This is a genomic window from Vibrio nereis NBRC 15637 (assembly GCF_001591105.1).
Lineage (GTDB): Bacteria > Pseudomonadota > Gammaproteobacteria > Enterobacterales > Vibrionaceae > Vibrio > Vibrio nereis.
In genome coordinates, this window is sequence record NZ_BCUD01000001.1 from 549,782 (window position 1) to 570,614 (window position 20,833).

Genomic DNA, 20,833 nt, shown 5'->3' on the forward strand with positions numbered 1-20,833 from the left:
ACTATTTCTTGTCAGCGTTTGCCACAAAGAGTTGTTTGCCGTTTAGCTTAAAGTCATTGATGAGTTGCTGACCCTTGTCGTCCACCAACCAATCGCTAAAGACCTTCGCACCTTGGTGGTTAATCGCCGGGTAACGTTCTGGATTAACTAAAATTACTTGGTAAGGGTTGAACAAGTTTTTATCGCCTTGGAATAACACTTCAAGGTCTAACTTGTTGTTGTATGCCAGCCATGTACCGCGATCAGTCATGGTGTAGCCTTGCATTTCATTCGCCATGTTCAACGTTGGGCCCATGCCTTGACCAACGCTACGATAGCCACCGAAGTTTGGTTCCATTTTCGTTTGTGCCCAAATGCCTTTTTCTTTTTTATGTGTACCTGAATCATCGCCACGAGAAATGAAGGTCGCGTTCATGTTGGCGATCTTCTTAAATACTTGAGCGATCTCTTTTGAGTCTGCGATCTTAGCTGGATCCGCTTTAGGGCCTACAATCACAAAGTCGTTGTACATCAGCTTGCGTGGCTCCATGCCGTAGCCTTTTTCAACGAAGTTGGCTTCTGCTTTCGGAGCGTGAGTCATCACCAAATCAACATCACCGTTTTCGCCCATCTTAAGTGCTTTACCTGTACCAGTCGCGATAACGTTAACTTTGTAGCCCGTATCTTTTTCAAATTCCGGCAGTAGGTAGTCGAGTAGGCCAGAGTGGTAAGTGCTGGTTGTGGTCGCCAAGCGTACTTGCGAGTTTTCATCGGCAGAAGAGGCTGAGTAACTAACCAAGGCTAAAGACGCTGTTGCAAGAGTAAAAGTGATTGCTTTCATATAATTATCATTCCATTTTGAGATTATTGCTCATGGTGTTGGTTTCAGACACCGCAACATTGAGGCAAGTGTTTATAAACCTGAGAGCATATATAGCAATCTTGATGCCAATATTCTGTGATTTCATTCAAATGATATATCAATAACTTACACAGTAAAAATTTTGAGGAGAGACAAAATGTCGCACATTTATCTCACTTGATTGCATAAACCTTGGTACACTCTGACCCAATTACCACAAACTATACCGAGTCATCATGTCACCTGTATTCGATTCCAACAAAGTATCACAATACCAAGCCTTCTCTGTTCTCGTCGTTGATGACGAGCTAGGCATGCAGACCATATTGAACAAAGCGTTGAGCAAATGGTTCTCTCGCGTGGATACTGCCGGAAGTATTGAAGAAGCAGAAACGTTGCGCGTAACGCATCATTACGACTTGATAATATTGGACATCAATTTACCTGGTCGTACAGGCGTAGAATGGGAAGAAGCGTTTAACGACGATGACCGCAAAGCGGACGTGATCTTTATGACCGGTTATGCCGATCTTGAAACCGCTATTTCTGCGCTCAAACTGGGGGCGTCAGATTTCATCCTCAAACCTTTCAACCTCAATCAGATGCTGCAAGCGGTTGAAAGGTGTATGGACAAGCGCCTAACAGAACGGCATCAGTACGCACTCCGACATGATTTTAAACGCCATATCAAAACGGATATTGTCGGTGGGTCTGAGCGAACCAAGCAATTGAAGCAGCTCATTACTCAATTTGCGCCTTCTAGAGCTTCAGTACTTATTGAAGGTGAATCCGGTACGGGTAAAGAGTTGGTTGCACGAGGCGTACACGAAGCGAGTCGTCGCACTGGCCCGTTTGTTCCAATCAACTGCGGAGCCATTGCGCCAGAGTTGTTAGAAAGCGAACTATTTGGCCATACCTCAGGTGCGTTTACAGGGGCGAAGAGAAATAGAGAAGGGATGTTTCGCGTTGCTAACGGCGGCACTCTATTCCTGGATGAAATTGGAGAAATGCCACTTTCGATGCAATCTGCGCTGTTGCGTGTGTTAGAGCAAAGAACCATTCGTCCCGTTGGCAGCGAGCGCGAGATCAGTATTGATGTTCGTGTTGTTGCGGCAACCAACCGAAACCTCCAGCAAGAAGTCGATAACGGTAATTTCAGGCGCGACCTTTATTACCGTTTAAACGTACTAAAGATCGACGTTGCGCCACTCCGTGAACGTAAAGCCGATCTGATTGAACTGGTTCCGTTTTTTACGCGCATGCTGGCAGCCGAACTGGGTATTCCAGAGCCTAAATGGGCACACGAAGACATTAGTGCGATGAATGACTATGACTGGCCAGGTAACATTCGCGAACTCAAAAACCTGATGGAGCGCTGTATTTTGCTGGGTAAACCACCGGCACATTACTGGCGTGAAATTAATGGGGATGCACCGCAACAAAATATATCTGTGACCGTATCGAGCGGTTGTGAAGTATTGGATCTACCTCAGGGCAATGATCCTCAGCAGGGCTATCCCAATGAATGGTCTTTAAAAGACGTTGAAAGAGCGCATATTTTGCAGCTGGTGGACTTTCATGATGGAAACAAATCCGCCGCTGCGAGAGATCTTGGCGTGGCGCGTAAAACCTTAGAACGTAAATTTAAAGAATGGGACTCAGAGGAGTCCAGCTATGCCGAATAATGGTTCCTTGTGGTTTAAGTGGCGACATCGCTTTAAGACCATGGTGCGCTATCGCTTAATGATACTGACCTCGGCGCCGATCTTTTTAACCTTAATCGCGCTGATTGGTATCACGGTCTACTGGTCTATTCATTACACTTGGCAAAGTACTTTACTTGATGTATCTGAAAGGCTGGGCGTTGCAGAAAATAGCATTGAATTGATCCAAGAAAAGCAAGCCAACCATGTGAGAGCTTTTTCTGACTCTTATGAGTTCGTCTATCGCATTAACCACCTTACAGAGTTTGATGATTTTCAAACTTGGGTCGCTCAACAAAAGGGCAAATACAATTTAGACTTTCTGCGCTTCCATCGCGTAGATAGCATTGCCGATAAGTTTCGTTACTTAGACCTCACCCGTAAAGAATCTTTCTTTGATGTGTTGAGTCATGAAGAACTCAAAGAGTTTGGTGACGATTTAGCTAAAAGGGCGCAAATACCAATACGCAACACCCAGCGTACCGAAAGCCGAGGATTAGTCAGTCGCACTGTGATTACCATTTACAATCAGCAGGACGACATTATAGGTTTCCTCGATGGAGGGTTGCTGCTTAATAACAGCACTGTTTTGGTCGATCAGATCCGCGATTTAATTTACCCATCTAAGCATGATGATTTACGCCCAGTCGGGACTCTGACGGTCTTTTTAGATGACTTGCGCGTAAGTACCAATGTTCCGCTTGATAGTGATGACCATATTGGCCGCGCCATAGGTACACGGGTATCTTCTGAAGTGAACCGTAGTGTATTGATTGATGATAAAGAGTGGGTCAATCGAGCCTATGTCTATGACGCGTGGTATATCACCGCCTATCAACCAATACATGACCAATATGACAATGTGATTGGTATGCTCTACACCGGTTATTTACTCTGGCCCTTCGTAAAAGCCTATATGACCAACATTATTGAAATCTTTGTGACTACACTGGCTCTATTACTCGTTTCAGGTTTTCTCGTTTATCGCGGTTCTCGAGATCTGTTTAACCCCATTGAGCACATTCACCGAGTCGTCAAAATGATTCAGTTGGGCAAAGAGACGCGGATTGGCCCGCTAAGTTTGGATGATGACCATGAGCTGGCACAACTGGCTAAACAGTTTGACAATATGTTGGACTTGCTCAGACAACAGAAGAATGAGCTGGAACAGGCGGCCGTCGCACTGGAAGGGAAAGTGGAGCAACGCACGGCGAGCCTGAAAGAAAAAACCGAAGAGCTAGAGCTTCACATTCAGCTACTTAACCAAACCCGCGACAAACTGGTGATTAATGAAAAACTTGCCGCTCTTGGGGAACTGACTGCGGGCATCGCTCATGAGATTAACAACCCAACCGCTGTGATTTTAGGCAATGTTGAGTTGATACAGTTTGAGCTTGCTGAAGATTCAGAACGTGTGCAAGACGAAATTGAAGCCATCCATGCTCAGATCGATCGCATCAGAAACATTACCCGCAGCTTGTTGCAATACAGTCGCCAAGGTGGCGTACAAGACGAAGTCACCTGGCAACACGTGAATCCGATTGTTGAAGAAAGCATTACGCTGGTGAAAACCGGAACCAAAAAGCGCACAGTTGAGTTCGTTACAAACTTATGTGCCAAAAGCTCGGTGGAAGTCAACAGACATCACCTTCTGCAAATATTGGTGAACCTGCAAATGAATGGTATTCACTCCATGCAAGGGCAAGGTAAGCTGACGATTAGTAGCGAAGACTGGATGGAAAAAGGGATGAATGTCGGCGCTATTATACGGGTACAAGATGAAGGTTGTGGCATCAAACCAGAAAACCTGAAACGTATTTTCTCTCCGTTTTATACCACTAAACGCGAAGGTACCGGGCTTGGGCTGTCGGTTTCACAAAGTATCCTTAGCCAAACGGGTGGCGAGATTAAAGTGGAATCTGAGTTAGGTAAAGGGAGCATATTCAGCGTGTATCTTCCGCAGCGAACGGAAAACGAATTGAAAATTACCAACCTGTAACCTCTACGCAGCCTTTAACTCAAAATAAAGCCTCAAAACAAAGCTTGCAGTTAAAGGCTGTTATCAGTAGTGTGGCGCCGTTTTTCATTATTAATAGGTCATAGGTAAAGATTTTGATTTCCACTAACAATATCACGCAGCAATTTGGTGCTAAGCCACTGTTTGAAAATATCTCGGTAAAATTTGGTGAAGGTAACCGCTACGGTCTGATTGGTGCGAACGGTTGTGGTAAATCGACCTTTATGAAGATCCTAAGCGGCGAGCTTGATCCAACCGGTGGTAACGTTAGTTACGATCCAAACGAGCGCGTTGCGAAACTGAACCAGGACCAATTCGCGTATGAAGAGTTCACGGTAATCGATACGGTTATCATGGGCTACAAAGAGCTTTGGGAAGTAAAACAAGAACGTGATCGTATCTACTCTCTAGCAGAAATGAGCGAAGAAGACGGCATGAAAGTGGCTGACTTGGAAGTTCAGTTTGCTGAGATGGATGGCTACATGGCAGATGCCAAAGCGGGTGAACTTCTTCTCGCGGTAGGTATCCCTGAAGAGCAACACTACGGCCCAATGAGTGAAATTGCCCCTGGTTGGAAGCTTCGTGTTCTGCTTGCTCAAGTACTCTTTGCTGACCCGCACATCATGCTACTAGACGAACCAACCAACAACTTGGATATGGACACTATCCGTTGGTTGGAAGAGACGCTAAACCAGCGCAACTGTACTATGATCATCATTTCGCACGACCGTCACTTCCTAAACTCAGTATGTACCCACATGGCTGACTTAGATTATGGTGAGCTTCGCCTGTACCCAGGTAACTACGATGAGTACATGACAGCTGCAAGCCAAGCGCGTGAACGTCTACTTTCAGACAACGCGAAGAAAAAAGCACAAATCGCTGAGTTACAAACATTCGTCGCGCGTTTCTCTGCAAACGCATCTAAGGCAAAACAAGCAACGTCACGTGCAAAACAGATCGATAAGATCCAACTAGATGAAGTAAAAGCGTCTAGCCGTCAAAACCCATTCATTCGTTTTGAGCAATCTAAAGAGCTATTCCGTAACGCTCTAGAAGTTGAAAACTTGACTCAAGGCTTTGAAGAAGATCTGTTTACTGACTTCAATGCCATTTTTGAAGTGGGTGAGCGCGTTGCCATTATCGGTGAGAACGGTGTCGGTAAGACCACACTGCTTAACACACTGGCTGGTGTTATTGAGCCACGCTCAGGTTCATACAAGTGGTCAGAAAACTCAAACATCGGTTACTACGCGCAAGATCATGCTCATGACTTTGAAGAAGATTTGAAACTGATGGATTGGATGGGTCAATGGCGTCAAGAAGGCGATGATGAGCAAGTACTACGTAGCTTCCTTGGTCGTATGCTATTTGGTCAAGACGACATTAAGAAGTCAGTAAAAGTTCTGTCTGGTGGTGAGCAAGGTCGTATGCTGCTTGGTAAGCTAATGATGCAAAAACCAAACATGCTGCTAATGGACGAACCGACTAACCACATGGATATGGAATCTATCGAGTCGCTAAACACGGCACTAGAGCAGTACAAAGGTACACTTTTCTTCGTATCTCATGACCGTGTATTCGTAGACTCACTAGCAACACGTATTCTTGAGATTCGCGATGGTAAAATCCATGACTTCCGTGGTACATACGCAGAATACCTTAAAACTCGTGGTATTGACGGTTAACCTCAAGACCGACAAACAAAAAAGAGCCTCAAACGAGGCTCTTTTTTTATTTACAGCGATACTAAAAGGCGATCTTAGCCTTTCATGTCACCTTTCACATCGAACTCAATCTTGTCTGCGCCAGTGAACACTTGGAATCGTAACCCTTTAGCTCGCGCGATAGTGGTAATGCCAAACAGCTTGGCTAAATCTAAGCCCATTTGTGTGACACCTGAGCGTGAGAGTAAAACTGGAATCCCCATCTGCGCGACTTTAATTACCATCTCTGAGGTAAGGCGTCCTGTGGTGTAGAAGATTTTGTCTTCGCCTGTTTCACCTTTGATCCACATTTCGCCTGCCAACGTGTCAACGGCATTGTGTCTACCCACATCTTCCACAAAAGACAGTACTTCATCACCGCGGCACACCGCACACCCATGCACAGCACCTGCTTTTTTATAGGTGTCGTTATAGTGGGTTAACGCTTCAAGCGATGAATAAATTGCCGATTGTTTCAGCTGGATTTGTGGTACTTGATAATTTTCTAGTTGCTTCATGACATTTCCGTACATGGTGCCTTGCCCACATCCGGAAGTAACCGTCTTTTTCTTCAACGCGCTTTCAACTTGTTCGGTATTTTCTTTGGTGATAACCGCCGCTGTGTGTGTTTCCCAGTCGATAATCACAGATTCAAGTTGTTCAGGATCGGTTAGGAAGCTTTGATTCTTCAAATAGCCAAGTACCAAAGATTCTGGACGAGAGCCGATGGTCATTAATGTGACCACTTCTTTCCAGTTCAGCATAACGGTCAGAGGGCGTTCACAGGCAATTTGCTTTACGAGCTTCTCACCATACTCATCACAGACTTCAACTTCGATGGTTTGCTGAGGGTTTTCGCTGGTTTTGATTATATTTGGTTTGACCACAAAGACGTCCTATAAAATGTCGCGTTTATTATTTCTGGTACATAGTAACAGCAAATATTATTCCTAAACTTAAGTGTGTCATAATTTTTTAAACGAGCACTGATGCCCGACACAAACTTTAGCTAGATTAGCCTCTGAATAGGTACAAATATTGCTTTGTACGAGAAAGAGTATAGAACAAGGCAGGAAAAGCATGTCAAAACAACTATCTGCTGACAACAAATTGGTGAAAAATGAGGAATTCTGGTCAATGGAATGTGGCCTTGTTTCGCATGAAATCACCGCTGGAATTTGGTTAACCACACAGTGGCAATTAACTGGATTCAATTTGAAGCCTGAAACGTTTAATGAGCGTGTTGCAACATTGCAACTTCATCGCGACGAACGTACGGACTATCGTTTTAACTTAAGCTCAAAACAACCCAAACTGTTTTTGGTCTTAGACACGATAGAAAATGACCAACAGCCTAATATTGTAACGCTCACTGCTTCTCAAGGTGTTGCAGGACAGTATATGGATGGGGATTATCTTGTGCTATCCAATGATATGCCATTACCCGTTCAAGCATGGATGGAAGCGTTTATTGGTCGTCATGGTGAATTGTTAGAAACAAGACGAAAGAAACGCAAAGGAGCAGGGCGCTCAAGTGGACAATAGCTTTTTAAGTCGTTGGTCAAAAAGAAAATTGGCCAACGAGAGTGATGAAGATCAGCAAGTAGAAGCGTCAGAACAGCCAGAGCAAGAAGAGCAAAGCTCGCTAGAAAATGCGTTGAATGCTGAAGACGAGCTCTCTTCAGAAGTATTACCCGCTGAGAGTTCAGAGCCAAAGGGTAGTGATGAAACCTCTGTCGCGGCTTTAATTGCTTCAGAAGCTGAGTCAGCTATTAAGAAAGCGGCACTGCGTAAGCTGTTTTTGTCAGGAGAGTTCAGCGAAATCGATAGGCTCAACGACTATGATCACGATTATAAATCCGTGCAAAGCCTATCGAGTGAAGCCGCAGCCAAGCTAAGGGACTGGATAAATCAGCCAGCAGAAGAGGAAGCAGAACAAGAGAGGCCTCCAGAACCCGCGGAAGTAGAGGCAACCGAAAGTGACGCTCAAACCGAAGAGTGTCAGGATGAAGCCGAAGTATCAGACGAGATGGGACAAAATATACCACAGAAAAAGTAGGTACATTTTGACTAAATCATCAATTAAGAGGGTGCGACAATTTGTCTCATCCTCTTTTTGTTTGCGACTATATTGCTCTTTATGTCATTAAGTAACTGATATTTAGTGATAAAAAAGTTGGTATAGCAATTGCTTTGTTCATATAAGTGAATATTGGTGTTCTACATGGAACAGAGCAATGCTTAAACAACTATTACAAGAATCAAAGTCATCCAATGGTAAAGCGCGTTTGTATGCGTTTGAAAACACGATTGAGCTGACGAACTTAATCCCGCCAACGGTAAGTTACGAAAGTGGGGGCAACACTTTAATTGTTGGTCCAACTGCGATCATTGAGAGTGCGGCAGAACAGCTGTCTCAAATGAATAGTTTGACCCTACTTTCGACAGACGGTGAGAACGGGAAACACAAAAACCTTTATTTTGCCAATAGCATTCAACTTTCAGGTTTCCTTGGAACGTTTGAAGTCGTTATCGAAAATAATGGTTTATCAACAAATTTAGCCAAGGTTGCACTCAATCACGATTGTTTTGATATCGTGCTGGATCTTTGTCTAAACAGCTGTATGGCAGAAGAAGTTCCTGTCCCGGGCTATTACCCTGTAGGGCGTGGTTACCCTAAACTGGCAGACGCGCTTGAAGAAATCCCAACCCTGATGGGAACATTCGATAAGCCTAAATTCTTTCGCCTAGATACGGATCTTTGCGCGCACAGTTCGCGTGGTGTTAAGGGCTGCGAACGCTGTGTGGATGCTTGTCCGGCAGGCGCATTATCAAGTGAAGGTAATGAGAAAATAGGGCATCGAATCGAGATCAATCCATACCTTTGTCAAGGGGTGGGTACTTGTGCGACGTCTTGTCCTACGGAAGCCATTCACTATGCGCTGCCAAATCCACAAGATACGCAAAAATTCATTGAACGCACGTTAGCCAATTACGAAAAAGCGGGAGGGGTTAACCCAATCGTTTTGTTCTGTAGCTCGCGTCATGAATCCTACAATGTTATGGCTCTTAAAGCCTTACCTGACAATGTGGTTCCGATCGTTGTTGAAGAGCTTCCATCTGTGGGTATGGACTCTTGGTTAGCGGCGCTCGTTAATGGGGCGACACAAGTTCTGTTTGCAGCAAGTCGTTATATGCCAGCCACTATTCTACGTGTTCTAAATAGTGAAATATCGACTGCGCGAGAGTTACTCGACCAACTCGGTATTGTAAAAGAAACCATTGATATTCTTTACCTAGAAGCGCTACGAGAAGGCCCTCCATCACTTTGTACTCAGTCATTAGGTTTATCTGTTGGTGAGTTGGGCGGTAACAAGCGTAAGCGCCTGTTTACTGCGTTAGATGCCATCGCAACGACACGAATTCCTGTTGAGACGATTGCGCCACTTCCAGCAAATGCACCATTTGGTAGCGTCTCGTGCAGCAGTAAAGATTGTACCTTGTGTATGAGCTGCGTTTCTGTTTGTCCAACACGCGCCCTGTATACAGACGGTAACTCTCCATCACTTAAGTTTATCGAACAAGATTGTGTTCAGTGTGGCCTTTGTGCGAAAGCGTGTCCTGAAGATGCATTGAGCTTAACACCTCGCATGAACTGGAATGCTCAAGCTCGCCAAAATGCTGTTGTACTGCATGAAGAGAAAGCGGCTGAGTGTATTCGTTGTCATAAGCCTTTTGCACCGCAGTCCATGATTGACATGTTACAGAATAAGTTACGCGGTCACTCTCATTTCCAAGATGATTCAGCGCTCAACCGTATTGCAATGTGTGAAGACTGCCGTGTTGTCGACATGTTTGAGTCAATGGCGCAAGACCCAATGCAACAGCTGAAATACTAGGAGCCAACATGGACAATCAAGAACAAACATTACGAGCAGAAATCTACTACTTACTTTCTACTTTGTATCGCCAATGTCCTGATAAAGAGCTACTAGAATTTTTATCAGGGCTTGAGACAGAAAGTGCGCCAAGTGATATGCAAAAAGCTTGGTTAGATTTGATAGAAGCCGCAAAAAAAGCGGATTTAGAAGCGCTCGAAGATGAATATCAAGATCTGTTTATTGGTATTGGCCGTGGTGAGGTGATTCCTTTTGCATCTTGGCATCGCACTGGATCCCTAATGGAAAAGCCGCTTGCAGCGATCCGTCATGATCTTGAATTACTGGGTTTAACTCGAGAAGACGAAGTCAAAGAACCAGAAGATCACATTGCCGCACTTTGTGAAGTAATGGCACTGATCTCTAGTGAAGACGATGAGCTACAACAAGTGTTCTTTAACGAGCACATCGCGACTTGGTTTACTGCGTTTGTTGAACAAATTAAGCAAGCAGAGCATGCCAAGTTCTATTTGGCAGTCGCTAATTTTGCACACGCGTTTTTGACGCTAGAGCAGGTACGCTTTAGTGAAAATATTCATAGCAGTAAAAGCAAAATAAAAATTGATGTGAAAAACATCACTGAGTACGACCAGTCTCAGCAATAACAACGTCGCGTCGAAAAATGGAGCTTTATTCTCCACATACCGTAAAGGTAAGGAAGCAATATGAAAGATAAAAATAATATAGACCCTAAGCGTAGGGAGCTACTGAAAGGTTTGACGACCGCTGCGATTGCCGGCGCTGTTGTCGCGGGGACCACAAAAGTAGCCAATGCTACAGAAACCAACGAAGAAGCGGTGAAAGAGCCGAAGCAAACGGGTTACAGAGAAACCCAGCATATCCGCGATTATTACGACACACTATAGGAGCTAACCAATGAAACTAATCAAACGCTCGGATAGTGTGAGCAAAGAGCAGAACCAACTTGGCATCTCGCGCCGATCATTTATGAAAAACACCTCGCTTGCTGCTGGTGGTGCTGTTGCAAGTGCAAGTTTGTTTGCTCCTGGCATGATCAAAAAAGCGGAAGCGAAATCGGTTGATCCTAATGCAAAGACAGAGATCAAACGTACGATTTGTTCTCACTGTTCGGTTGGCTGTGGCATTTACGCAGAAGTTCAAAACGGGGTTTGGACAGGACAAGAGCCAGCATTTGATCACCCATTTAATGCTGGTGGACACTGTGCGAAAGGCGCGGCTTTACGCGAGCATGGCCATGGTGAGCGCCGTTTGAAGTACCCAATGAAATTGGAAAACGGTAAATGGAAGAAGTTGTCTTGGGAACAAGCGATCGAAGAGATCGGCAATAAGACGTTAGAAATCCGTAAAGAGTCTGGTCCAGATTCGGTTTACTGGCTAGGTAGTGCTAAGCACAGTAATGAGCAAGCGTACCTATTCCGTAAAATGGCGTCGCTTTGGGGTACAAACAACGTTGACCACCAGGCGCGTATTTGTCACTCAACAACCGTTGCAGGTGTAGCAAACACTTGGGGCTACGGCGCGATGACCAACTCTTTCAACGATATGCACAACTGTAAATCGATGCTTTTCATTGGCTCAAATCCAGCAGAAGCTCACCCGGTTGCAATGCAGCATATCTTGATCGCGAAAGAGAAAAACAGCTGTAAGATCGTTGTTGCTGACCCTCGTCGCACTCGTACCGCTGCGAAATCTGACTTCTACGTATCACTACGTCCAGGTTCTGACGTTGCTTTCATTTGGGGCATTCTATGGCACGTTTTCAAAAACAACTGGGAAGATAAAGAGTTTATCAACCAGCGTGTTTTTGGCATGGATGAAATCCGTGCAGAAGTGGCTAAATGGACGCCATCAGAAGTCGAGCGCGTAACAGGTATCACTGAAGAAGAAGTGTACAAAACGGCGAAAATCCTTTCTGAAAACCGTCCGGGCTGTGTTGTTTGGTGTATGGGTGGTACTCAACACACCACAGGTAACAACAACACACGTGCCTACTGCGTACTTGAACTTGCTTTGGGTAACATGGGTAAATCTGGTGGCGGTGCTAACATTTTCCGTGGTCACGATAACGTTCAGGGTGCGACTGACCTTGGCGTCTTGTCACATACTCTTCCTGGATACTACGGCCTTTCTAATGGCGCTTGGAAACACTGGGCTGGCGTTTGGGATGTGGACTTTGAGTGGATTCAAAACCGCTTCGATCAGAACGAATACCGCGGTAAAAAACCGATGAATAACATGGGTATCCCGGTTTCACGTTGGATCGACGGTGTTTTAGAAAACAAAGACAACATCGAGCAGAACGATAACATCCGTGCCATGTTCTACTGGGGGCATGCGGTTAACTCGCAGACTCGTGGCGTAGAGATGAAAAAGGCGATGCAACAACTGGATATGATGGTGATTGTCGATCCATACCCAACAGTTGCAGCGGTCATGAACGATCGTACGGATGGCGTTTATCTTCTGCCAGCGACGACGCAATTTGAAACTTACGGCAGTGTAACGGCATCTAACCGTTCTATTCAGTGGCGTGATCAAGTGGTTCAGCCTCTGTTTGACTCTAAGCCAGACCACGAAATCATCTATCTGCTCTCGAAAAAACTGGGTTTCTCAGATCAATTGTTCAAAAACATCAAGGTTGAGAACAATCAGCCAGTTATTGAAGACTTAACTCGTGAGTTTAACCGCGGCATGTGGACTATTGGTTACACCGGTCAAAGCCCTGAGCGTTTGAAAGAGCACCAGCAAAACTGGCATACCTTCCACAAAACCACGCTTGAAGCGGAAGGTGGCCCAGCACACGGCGATACGTACGGTATGCCTTGGCCTTGTTGGGGTACGCCTGAGATGAAACACCCGGGGACTCACATTCTTTACGATACATCGAAACCTGTCGCTCAAGGTGGCGGTACGTTCCGTGCGCGCTTCGGTGTTGAGTTTGAAGGTAAGAGCCTACTGGCAGAAGACAGTTACTCACTGGGCAGTGAAATTGAAGATGGTTACCCAGAATTCAGCGACAAGCTGCTGAAACACCTAGGTTGGTGGGATGACCTGACTGAAGCAGAAAAAGCCGCGGCAGAGGGTAAAAACTGGAAGACAGATCTCTCTGGTGGTATTCAACGTGTGGCGATTAAGCACGGCTGTAACCCATTTGGTAACGCAAAAGCGCGTGCCATTGTTTGGACCTTCCCAGACAGAGTACCGCTTCACCGTGAACCGCTTTACACGCCTCGTCGTGACTTGGTTGCCGATTACCCAACTTGGGACGATAGCGAGTCTATCTATCGTCTACCGACTATGTACAAGTCCATTCAAGATCAAGATAAGTCAGGTGAATACCCAATTATCCTAACTTCTGGCCGTCTGGTTGAGTACGAAGGTGGTGGTGAAGAAACGCGTTCGAACCCTTGGCTGGCTGAGCTTCAACAAGAGATGTTTGTGGAAGTGAACCCGAAAGACGCCAACGATCTTGGTTTCAAAGATGGTGAAATGGTGTGGGTTGAAGGCGCAGAAAAAGGCCGAATTCACGTGAAAGCCATGGTGACGCGCCGTGTTAAACCGGGTATGGCGTTTATCCCGTTCCACTTTGGCGGCAAATTCCAAGGTGAAGAGCTGCGTGATAAATACCCAGAAGGCACGGACCCATATGTGATTGGTGAATCAGCCAACATTGCTACGACTTACGGTTATGACCCTGTAACGCAAATGCAGGAAACCAAAGTCACCCTATGTAACATTCGCAAAGCGTAAGGAGTCTACTAATGGCTAGAATGAAATTCCTTTGTGACACCAAACGCTGCATTGAATGTAACGGCTGTGTCACTGCATGTAAGAACGAAAACGACGATGCACTCGAGTGGGGCATTCAGCGCCGCCGTGTTGTCACACTTAACGACGGTGAACCGGGTGAGAACTCGATTTCTGTGGCTTGTATGCACTGTACGGATGCGCCGTGTATGGCGGTTTGTCCAGCAGACTGTTTTGAGCATACCGAAGACGGCATTGTGCTTCACAATAAAGACCTGTGTATCGGTTGTGGTTACTGCTTGTTTGCATGTCCGTTTGGGGCGCCGCAGTTCCCTAAACAAACAGCGTTTGGTGAGCGCGGCAAAATGGACAAATGTACGTTCTGTGCAGGCGGCCCAGAAACCGAAGCGGGCAGCGTAGAAGAGCGCCAAAAATACGGTGCTAACCGTATTGCTGAGGGCAAATTGCCGATGTGTGCTTCACTATGTTCAACAAAAGCGTTGCTGGCAGGTGATGCCGAGAAAGTTTCTGACATCTTCCGTCAACGTGTTGTTGAGCGCGGTGCTGAAGGTGCGGGTTGGACAGACGGTAACGATTTGTCTTATGACGTAACGAAAAGCTAATAATGGAGAGATTCATGTTTTCAATGTTTAAACGTGCATCTCTTACAATGCTGTCATTCTTGGCAGCATTGCTTTTTGCTTTTTCGTTGCCTGCGCATGCCGAGCAAAAAGAGTCTGATGTTGCACAACGTGAAATTACACAATTGGCGGGAGCCGACTATTGGCGTCAAGTTCGTCAGGGTGAGGAAGGGTATACAACCTCTCAGTTCCCTGAACATGGGGTTCTGATTCGTCAACCTGGCCAAGCGTGGTACATCCTAAAAGAAAAGTGGATGTCTCCGGCTGGCGCAATTGCCATTTTCGGTAGCATTGCATTTGTCACTATGGTCTACATTTTTATGGGGCCAATCATGCTAAGTGCACCGAGAACAGGCAAGCGAATTAAGCGCTGGTCTCGTTTAGACAGAGCCATGCACTGGAGTATGGCCTTTACCTTCCTGACTTTAGGCTTCAGTGGTCTGATGTTGGTTTATGGCAAACACTTCCTAAAACCATATATCCCTTCGGAATTATGGGGCTTTATCATCCTGCTCGCTAAGCAGTACCACAACTACATTGGTCCGATTTTCGGCGTGCTGTTGGTGTGTATTCTGTTTAAATGGTGGAGAAAGTCTCTCTTCACAAAAGTGGATTTCGTTTGGTTTATGAAACTTGGCGGTATGGTGGGTAAGCATAAAGGTACGCATCCTTCGGCAGGCTTTTCGAACGCCGGTGAAAAAGCACTGTATTGGATGCTTATTGTCGTCGGTAGTGTCGTCGCAGTGAGTGGCTTAATTTTGGATTTCCCTATCTTTGGCCAAACGCGTGGCGATATGGAGCTGTCTAACCTAGTTCATATGCTTGCTGCGCTTATTCTTATCTGTGGTTTTATTTTCCATATCTACATTGGTTTGTTTGGTATGGAAGGCGCGCTAGAAGGGATGGTGACGGGTGAAGTCGATGAAACTTGGGCTAAAGAGCACCACGATATTTGGTACGAAGAAGTGATGGCGAAAGAGAGTGAGGAATCACCGCAAGAAGTAAAAGGAGCACAAAAGAATGAACAAACCTCATAAGGGGCTTTGGGTTGCTTACATACTGAGTTGTTTGACTCCTTTTACCTGCCTAATATCGGGCGTCATTGCCATAATTTACGCAGGATACCGATTGGATAAAGGCGAAGATGGTGAATTAGTTGATTCGCATTACTATGGATTGATCCGAACCTTCTTCCTGAACCTGACATATTTTGTTGTTTTGATCATCACTGTCGCCACGTCTAACGGCGTTTTAGTCGGTGTTAATGACTACTGGTATAAGAACAGCATTTTAGACAAAGTGGCGTACTACATTCCGTATATTGGTATGTTACTAGGCTTATTAGCAATCTTTGTTTGGTTCATTCGAATGTATGAAGGGATGACAAAGCTCAAAAACAATCAGCCTTTCAATTTTTCTAAAGGTCCAAACCTATAACTTCATGAGCCCTGATCTGTTCAGGGCTCTTTTTTGTGCTCAATGATGTCGCGATATATTGGTGCATGCTCCCCATTCTTGTGCAGTCTTATCTCAATATTAAAGACCATCCTGACTGACTTAATATTTTTATTTATTAAATTCAAATATTTATAGTTATTCCAATTCAACTTATTACTTGGCACACACGTTGCTCTAGTTCGTTTTTGATATTCATATCACCAATCTGGTGAATTGGATGTGCTACTGCACAGGATAAGTGCACGCAACATACAACGGAGAGCAACAACGATGAGTGTAACCGCAAGTCAGGTCCATGGAGCCGTTCAAACCCTGACTCAAAGTTCCGATACTTTATTCCTTCTACTAGGTGCGATTATGGTGTTCTTAATGCACGCTGGTTTCGCATTCCTAGAAGTAGGGACAGTCCGACATAAAAACCAAGTTAATGCGTTGGTTAAAATCCTAGCTGACTTTGGTATCTCGTCCATCGCATACTTTTTTATTGGCTACTGGATTGCTTATGGAGCAAACTTTTTTGCCGATGCTCAAACCCTTTCACAAGGCAATGGCTACGAGCTAGTTAAGTTCTTTTTCTTATTAACCTTCGCGGCAGCGATTCCAGCCATTGTGTCGGGAGGTATTGCGGAGCGTGCCAGGTTTTACCCGGTGCTGATCGCGACATTCTTTACCGTTGGGATTGTTTACCCACTGTTTGAGGGCATGATCTGGAATGGTAATTTTGGTGTGCAGGCATGGTTCGAGAGCCAGTTTGGCTATGGTTTCCATGACTTTGCTGGATCTGTCGTTGTGCACGGAGTTGGTGGCTGGATCGCCTTAGTTGCTGTGTCATTCTTAGGGATGCGTAAAGGCCGTATTCGCGCTGGGAAGCACACCAACTTTGCACCCTCAAACATTCCGTTTTTAGCATTGGGTGCGTGGATACTGTGCGTCGGTTGGTTTGGCTTTAATGTCATGTCGGCTCAAACATTAAATGGGCTCAGTGGCTTAGTGGCCATGAACTCACTAATGGCGATGGTGGGCGGGATTGTTGCTTCACTTTTAGCTGGCAAAAATGACCCTGGTTTTATTCATAACGGCCCTCTAGCTGGCTTAGTTGCTGTTTGCGCAGGTTCAGATCTCATGCACCCAATTGGTGCTTTGGTGACAGGATCTATTGCAGGCGCGTTGTTCGTGTACTTATTCACGTACATGCAAAACAAAACCAAGATTGATGATGTGCTAGGTGTGTGGCCGTTACATGGCGTGTGTGGCGCTTGGGGCGGCATTGCAGCGGGTATCTTCGGCCAAAGCGCTTTGGGTGGCCTTGGCGGTGTCAGTCTACTCGTGCAAGTTGTCGGTACGCTAATGGGAATTGCGATTGCGGTATCTGGTGCTTTGATTGTGTATGGCGTGATCAACAGTATGACGGGGCTTCGCCTGTCAGAAGAAGATGAATTTAATGGCGCCGACTTAGCCATTCACAAAATCTCTGCCACCAACGAAGATTAAAGTGAAGCAGGTCAGTAAAAGAGCGGCCAAGTGTTATTCCTTATTGTATGAGTTCACATTACCTTAGGATTAATGCCACAATTTAGACTATGGTCTAACCCGTATAACTTCTGATGTTATTGGCCCAATGCTAAGCTAAGGCTAAAGGATTTAAATAAGGACGTGGTATGAAGTTTCCGTATCGTAATGTAGTTGTATTGACGGGTGCCGGTATCTCAGCAGAGTCAGGAATTCAAACATTTAGAGCTCAAGATGGTTTGTGGGAAAACCACCGAATTGAAGATGTTGCAACACCAGAAGGCTTCGATCGAGACCCTGACTTGGTGCAAGACTTTTATAACCAGCGTCGCTTGAAACTTCAGGATCCTCAAATCGAGCCGAATCCAGCCCATTTGGCACTAGGTAAACTAGAACAAGAGCTCGAAGGTTCGGTCACCATCATCACGCAAAACATCGACAACCTCCACGAAAGAGGAGGCAGTCACAATGTGATTCACATGCATGGTGAATTACTCAAAGCGCGATGCAGTGAATCCAATCAAGTAGTAGAAGAGAAAGGGGAGATCAAAACAGGCGATCTCTGTCATTGTTGTCAGATGCCTTCTCAGCTGCGCCCACATGTGGTTTGGTTTGGTGAAATGCCACTGCGCATGGGGGATATTTACGAAGCATTAGAAAAGGCGGACTTGTTTGTCTCAATCGGTACGTCGGGCGTCGTCTATCCAGCTGCCGGGTTTGTGCATGATGCTCGTGCACATGGCGCGCACACGATTGAGATTAATCTAGAGCCTAGTGCAATAGAAAGTGAGTTTGAAGAGAAACGCTATGGCAGAGCGAGCGAACAGGTACCAAAGCTTGTCGAAGAAATTTTGGCGTTGCAGCACCCAAATTCACAAACAGCATAGTGACATCAGATAAATACAAATAAAGCGGCATTCAGCCGCTTTATTATTTTTAAACTATAAACCCAAAAGAGGAGATTAGTTATCTACTTTTAGCTTTTGGAAGTATTCATCGTAGAGAACGCTTGCTTCACCCACTTCGTCTTGCCATGTGCCACTTTCCATCACTGCTTGTGGTGGGAAAATGCTTGGGTCATTAGCAAACTCTTCTGGCAACAGTTTGATTGCTGAGGCAACCGGAGTCGGGTAGCCAATCTCTAGTGCAATCTTCGCTGCGTTTTCAGGGCGCAGTAGGAAGTCGATCATTTTATGCGCGGCTTCTACGTTTTTCGCTTCAGCAGGAATGGAAATGCTGTCCATCCAGAAGATAGCGCCTTTCTCTGGCCAGATAATGTCGATTGATGCACCTTCTTGGCGAGCCATATACGCTGAACCATTCCACAGCATACCTAGCGATACTTCACCAGCAAGGTATGGGTTTGCAGGGAAGTCAGAGTTAAATACCAACACGTTTGGCATTAGCTTTTTCAGCTCTTCGTATGCGGCTTTGATTTCATCAGGATTAGTGGTGTTTGGCGAGTAACCCAGCTTAGTCAGTGCGATATGGAAGACTTCACGCGAGTCGTCCATCATCATTAGCTGGCCTTCCCACTTGCTGTCCCAGAAATCGTCCCATTTGGTTACAGATGACGTGTCTAGCATATCTGAATTGATACCAATACCAGTCGCGCCCCAAATGTATGGGATAGAGTAGTTATTATCTGGATCGAAAGGTTTGTTTAAAAAGTTGCTATCAAGATCCGCAAAGTGAGAAAGCTTGCTCTTATCAATTTGTTGAAGCATACCTTCTTTGCGCATTTTTGATACAAAGTAAGTAGACGGTACTACTAAGTCATAGCCAGAACCCTGAGTCTTAAGCTTTGCGTACATGCTTTCATTAGACTCGTAAGTTGAGTAGATAACTTTGATTCCAGTTTCTTTTGTAAAGTCTTCAAGAACTTCATTTGGAATGTATTCAGACCAGTTGTAGAAGTAGAGTTCTTGATCAGCAGCCATTGCAGGTGAAGCGATCAACGTCGCTGCGCACAGTGCGCTTGCATAGAATTTACTTTTCATTACTTTTCCGTTTTGTCTTTGCCTAGCCAGCAGACCGCCAATCCAGACGAGATTTTCTGATTAAGCAGTGAGTTGAGATGCTTATCGACACGATAAACCATACAAAGTGAAATTATATCAGCCAATTACAAAAATAGGCAGCGAATGCTGCCTATTTTTATCTTGAAAACGGTTTACTGGCCAGCTTTTAGCTTTAAGAAGTAATCTTCGTATTTTACCGTTAAATCACCAACAGCATCTTGCCATTCGACGCGATCTAGATCTTCTTGAGAAGGGAACAACGGAGCGACATCTTTAAACTTAGCATTTGATTCTGCAACTGCCGTCAGATAGCCCGTATCGGTAGAAATCTGCTCGGCGATTTCTGGGCGTAATAGGAAGTTGATCATCTTATGCGCCGCATCGACGTTTTTAGCACCAGAAGAAATTGCAAAGTTATCAACCCAGCCGATGCCGCCTTCTTTAGGGAAAATCAGTTTTAGGTTAAGGCCTTCTTTCTGAGCAGCCGCTGCGCTGCCGTTCCACAGCATGCCAACACCCACTTCACCAGACATGTAAGGTGCGCCAGGGTTGTCAGAGTTAAACACTAATACGTTTGGCATCAGTTTTTGTAGCTCTGCGTACGCTTCATCAATCTGTTTTGGATCGGTGGAGTTACCAGAATAGCCAAGTTTACGTAGCGCAATATGGAACACTTCGCGTGTGTCGTCCATCAGCATCAATTGGCCTTCAAGATCTGGGTTCCATAGGTCAGCCCAGCTTTGGAAGTCATTTGGATCGTACATATCCGTATTAACTGCCAGACCGGTAATCGCGACAACATGTGGAATAGAGTAGTCGTTGTTTGGATCGAACGGCTTATCTAAGTAGTTCTTATCAAGGTTATTGAAATTCGATAGCTTAGATTTGTCGATCTTTTGTAGCATGCCTTCATCACGCATCTTGGCAACAAAATACGTCGATGGTACCACTAGGTCATAACCTTCATTATGTGTCTTTAGCTTTGCATATAGCGTTTCGTTCGACTCGTAAGTCGAGTAGATCACTTTAATGCCTGTCTCTTCAGTAAATTGCTCTAGGATATTACTGTTGATGTAAGGACCCCAGTTCATAAATACTAATTCTTTGTTTTCGTCCGCTGTTACTGAACCAGAGAACAGAGAAAGCGCACATGCACTACCAGCTAATAAAGTAGCCCATTTTTTCATTGACGTTAGCTCCAAACCAAACGTTGCTCATCTTGAGCGTAGATAGTAAAACAGAATGACATGAGCCATTCTGTTTCGTGTAT

General features: G+C 45.2%; 18 protein-coding genes. 14 read left to right on the forward strand and 4 right to left on the reverse strand.

Annotated elements, in window-relative coordinates; all coding sequences use genetic code 11:
* Nucleotide 1 precedes the first annotated feature (1 nt).
* Nucleotides 2-820 (reverse strand): ABC transporter substrate-binding protein, encoded by an 819-nt coding sequence (locus VNE01S_RS02445; RefSeq protein WP_053395439.1) that lies wholly within the window; start codon nucleotides 818-820, stop codon nucleotides 2-4.
* 257 nt (nucleotides 821-1,077) lie between these two features.
* Here VNE01S_RS02445 and VNE01S_RS02450 point away from each other — a divergent pair, with 257 nt between their 5' ends.
* From VNE01S_RS02450 to VNE01S_RS02460, 3 genes are all read left to right on the forward strand, one after another.
* Complete coding sequence (locus tag VNE01S_RS02450; protein WP_053395438.1) at nucleotides 1,078-2,526, forward strand: sigma-54-dependent transcriptional regulator; 1,449 nt, start codon at nucleotides 1,078-1,080, stop codon at nucleotides 2,524-2,526.
* Nucleotides 2,516-4,543, forward strand: a complete 2,028-nt coding sequence (locus VNE01S_RS02455; RefSeq protein ID WP_053395437.1) for a sensor histidine kinase — start codon at nucleotides 2,516-2,518, stop codon at nucleotides 4,541-4,543. The genes VNE01S_RS02450 and VNE01S_RS02455 overlap by 11 nt, the downstream gene beginning before the upstream one ends.
* A 113-nt stretch (nucleotides 4,544-4,656) precedes the next feature.
* Nucleotides 4,657-6,249: an ABC-F family ATPase gene (locus VNE01S_RS02460; RefSeq protein WP_053395436.1), complete on the forward strand. Its 1,593-nt coding sequence runs from the start codon at nucleotides 4,657-4,659 to the stop codon at nucleotides 6,247-6,249.
* Between the two features lie 74 nt (nucleotides 6,250-6,323).
* Here VNE01S_RS02460 and VNE01S_RS02465 read toward each other — a convergent pair whose 3' ends face one another.
* Nucleotides 6,324-7,154: a formate dehydrogenase accessory sulfurtransferase FdhD gene (locus VNE01S_RS02465; protein WP_053395435.1), complete on the reverse strand. Its 831-nt coding sequence runs from the start codon at nucleotides 7,152-7,154 to the stop codon at nucleotides 6,324-6,326.
* A gap of 193 nt (nucleotides 7,155-7,347) precedes the next feature.
* Between VNE01S_RS02465 and VNE01S_RS02470 the strand changes: the two genes are divergently transcribed.
* The 11 genes from VNE01S_RS02470 (at nucleotide 7,348) to cobB (ending at nucleotide 18,429) form a co-directional block, all read left to right on the forward strand.
* Complete coding sequence (locus VNE01S_RS02470) at nucleotides 7,348-7,812, forward strand: DUF3305 domain-containing protein (protein WP_053395434.1); 465 nt, start codon at nucleotides 7,348-7,350, stop codon at nucleotides 7,810-7,812.
* Entirely contained in the window at nucleotides 7,802-8,326 is a 525-nt protein-coding gene (locus VNE01S_RS02475) for a DUF3306 domain-containing protein (RefSeq protein ID WP_053395433.1), read from the forward strand. The genes VNE01S_RS02470 and VNE01S_RS02475 overlap by 11 nt, the downstream gene beginning before the upstream one ends.
* A gap of 178 nt (nucleotides 8,327-8,504) precedes the next feature.
* Nucleotides 8,505-10,166, forward strand: a complete 1,662-nt coding sequence (locus VNE01S_RS02480; RefSeq protein ID WP_053395432.1) for a 4Fe-4S dicluster domain-containing protein — start codon at nucleotides 8,505-8,507, stop codon at nucleotides 10,164-10,166.
* 8 nt (nucleotides 10,167-10,174) lie between these two features.
* Nucleotides 10,175-10,810, forward strand: a complete 636-nt coding sequence (locus VNE01S_RS02485) for a TorD/DmsD family molecular chaperone (RefSeq protein WP_053395431.1) — start codon at nucleotides 10,175-10,177, stop codon at nucleotides 10,808-10,810.
* Between the two features lie 60 nt (nucleotides 10,811-10,870).
* The gene (locus tag VNE01S_RS02490; RefSeq protein ID WP_053395430.1) at nucleotides 10,871-11,071 is read left to right on the forward strand and encodes a transcriptional initiation protein Tat; all 201 of its coding nucleotides are present in this window, start codon (nucleotides 10,871-10,873) and stop codon (nucleotides 11,069-11,071) included.
* A 10-nt stretch (nucleotides 11,072-11,081) separates the two neighbouring features.
* A complete protein-coding gene (locus tag VNE01S_RS02495) occupies nucleotides 11,082-13,937 on the forward strand; it encodes a formate dehydrogenase subunit alpha (protein WP_053395429.1) in 2,856 nt (951 codons plus the stop codon).
* A gap of 11 nt (nucleotides 13,938-13,948) precedes the next feature.
* Nucleotides 13,949-14,557, forward strand: coding sequence for a formate dehydrogenase FDH3 subunit beta (fdh3B, locus tag VNE01S_RS02500; protein WP_053395428.1), 609 nt, complete (start codon nucleotides 13,949-13,951; stop codon nucleotides 14,555-14,557).
* Nucleotides 14,558-14,571: 14 nt separating this feature from the next.
* Entirely contained in the window at nucleotides 14,572-15,612 is a 1,041-nt protein-coding gene (locus VNE01S_RS02505; RefSeq protein ID WP_053395427.1) for a formate dehydrogenase subunit gamma, read from the forward strand.
* Entirely contained in the window at nucleotides 15,596-16,012 is a 417-nt protein-coding gene (locus tag VNE01S_RS02510; protein ID WP_053395426.1) for a hypothetical protein, read from the forward strand. The genes VNE01S_RS02505 and VNE01S_RS02510 overlap by 17 nt, the downstream gene beginning before the upstream one ends.
* 291 nt (nucleotides 16,013-16,303) lie before the next feature.
* Nucleotides 16,304-17,524 carry an ammonium transporter gene (locus tag VNE01S_RS02515; RefSeq protein WP_053395425.1) on the forward strand — a complete coding sequence of 407 codons (1,221 nt, stop codon included), beginning with the start codon at nucleotides 16,304-16,306 and terminating at the stop codon, nucleotides 17,522-17,524.
* A 167-nt stretch (nucleotides 17,525-17,691) separates the two neighbouring features.
* The gene (gene cobB / locus VNE01S_RS02520) at nucleotides 17,692-18,429 is read left to right on the forward strand and encodes a Sir2 family NAD+-dependent deacetylase (RefSeq protein ID WP_053395424.1); all 738 of its coding nucleotides are present in this window, start codon (nucleotides 17,692-17,694) and stop codon (nucleotides 18,427-18,429) included.
* 75 nt (nucleotides 18,430-18,504) lie between these two features.
* Here cobB and VNE01S_RS02525 read toward each other — a convergent pair whose 3' ends face one another.
* The gene (locus VNE01S_RS02525; RefSeq protein WP_053395423.1) at nucleotides 18,505-19,542 is read right to left on the reverse strand and encodes an extracellular solute-binding protein; all 1,038 of its coding nucleotides are present in this window, start codon (nucleotides 19,540-19,542) and stop codon (nucleotides 18,505-18,507) included.
* Nucleotides 19,543-19,715: 173 nt separating this feature from the next.
* Nucleotides 19,716-20,750 (reverse strand): extracellular solute-binding protein, encoded by a 1,035-nt coding sequence (locus tag VNE01S_RS02530; protein ID WP_053395422.1) that lies wholly within the window; start codon nucleotides 20,748-20,750, stop codon nucleotides 19,716-19,718.
* Nucleotides 20,751-20,833 lie beyond the last annotated feature (83 nt).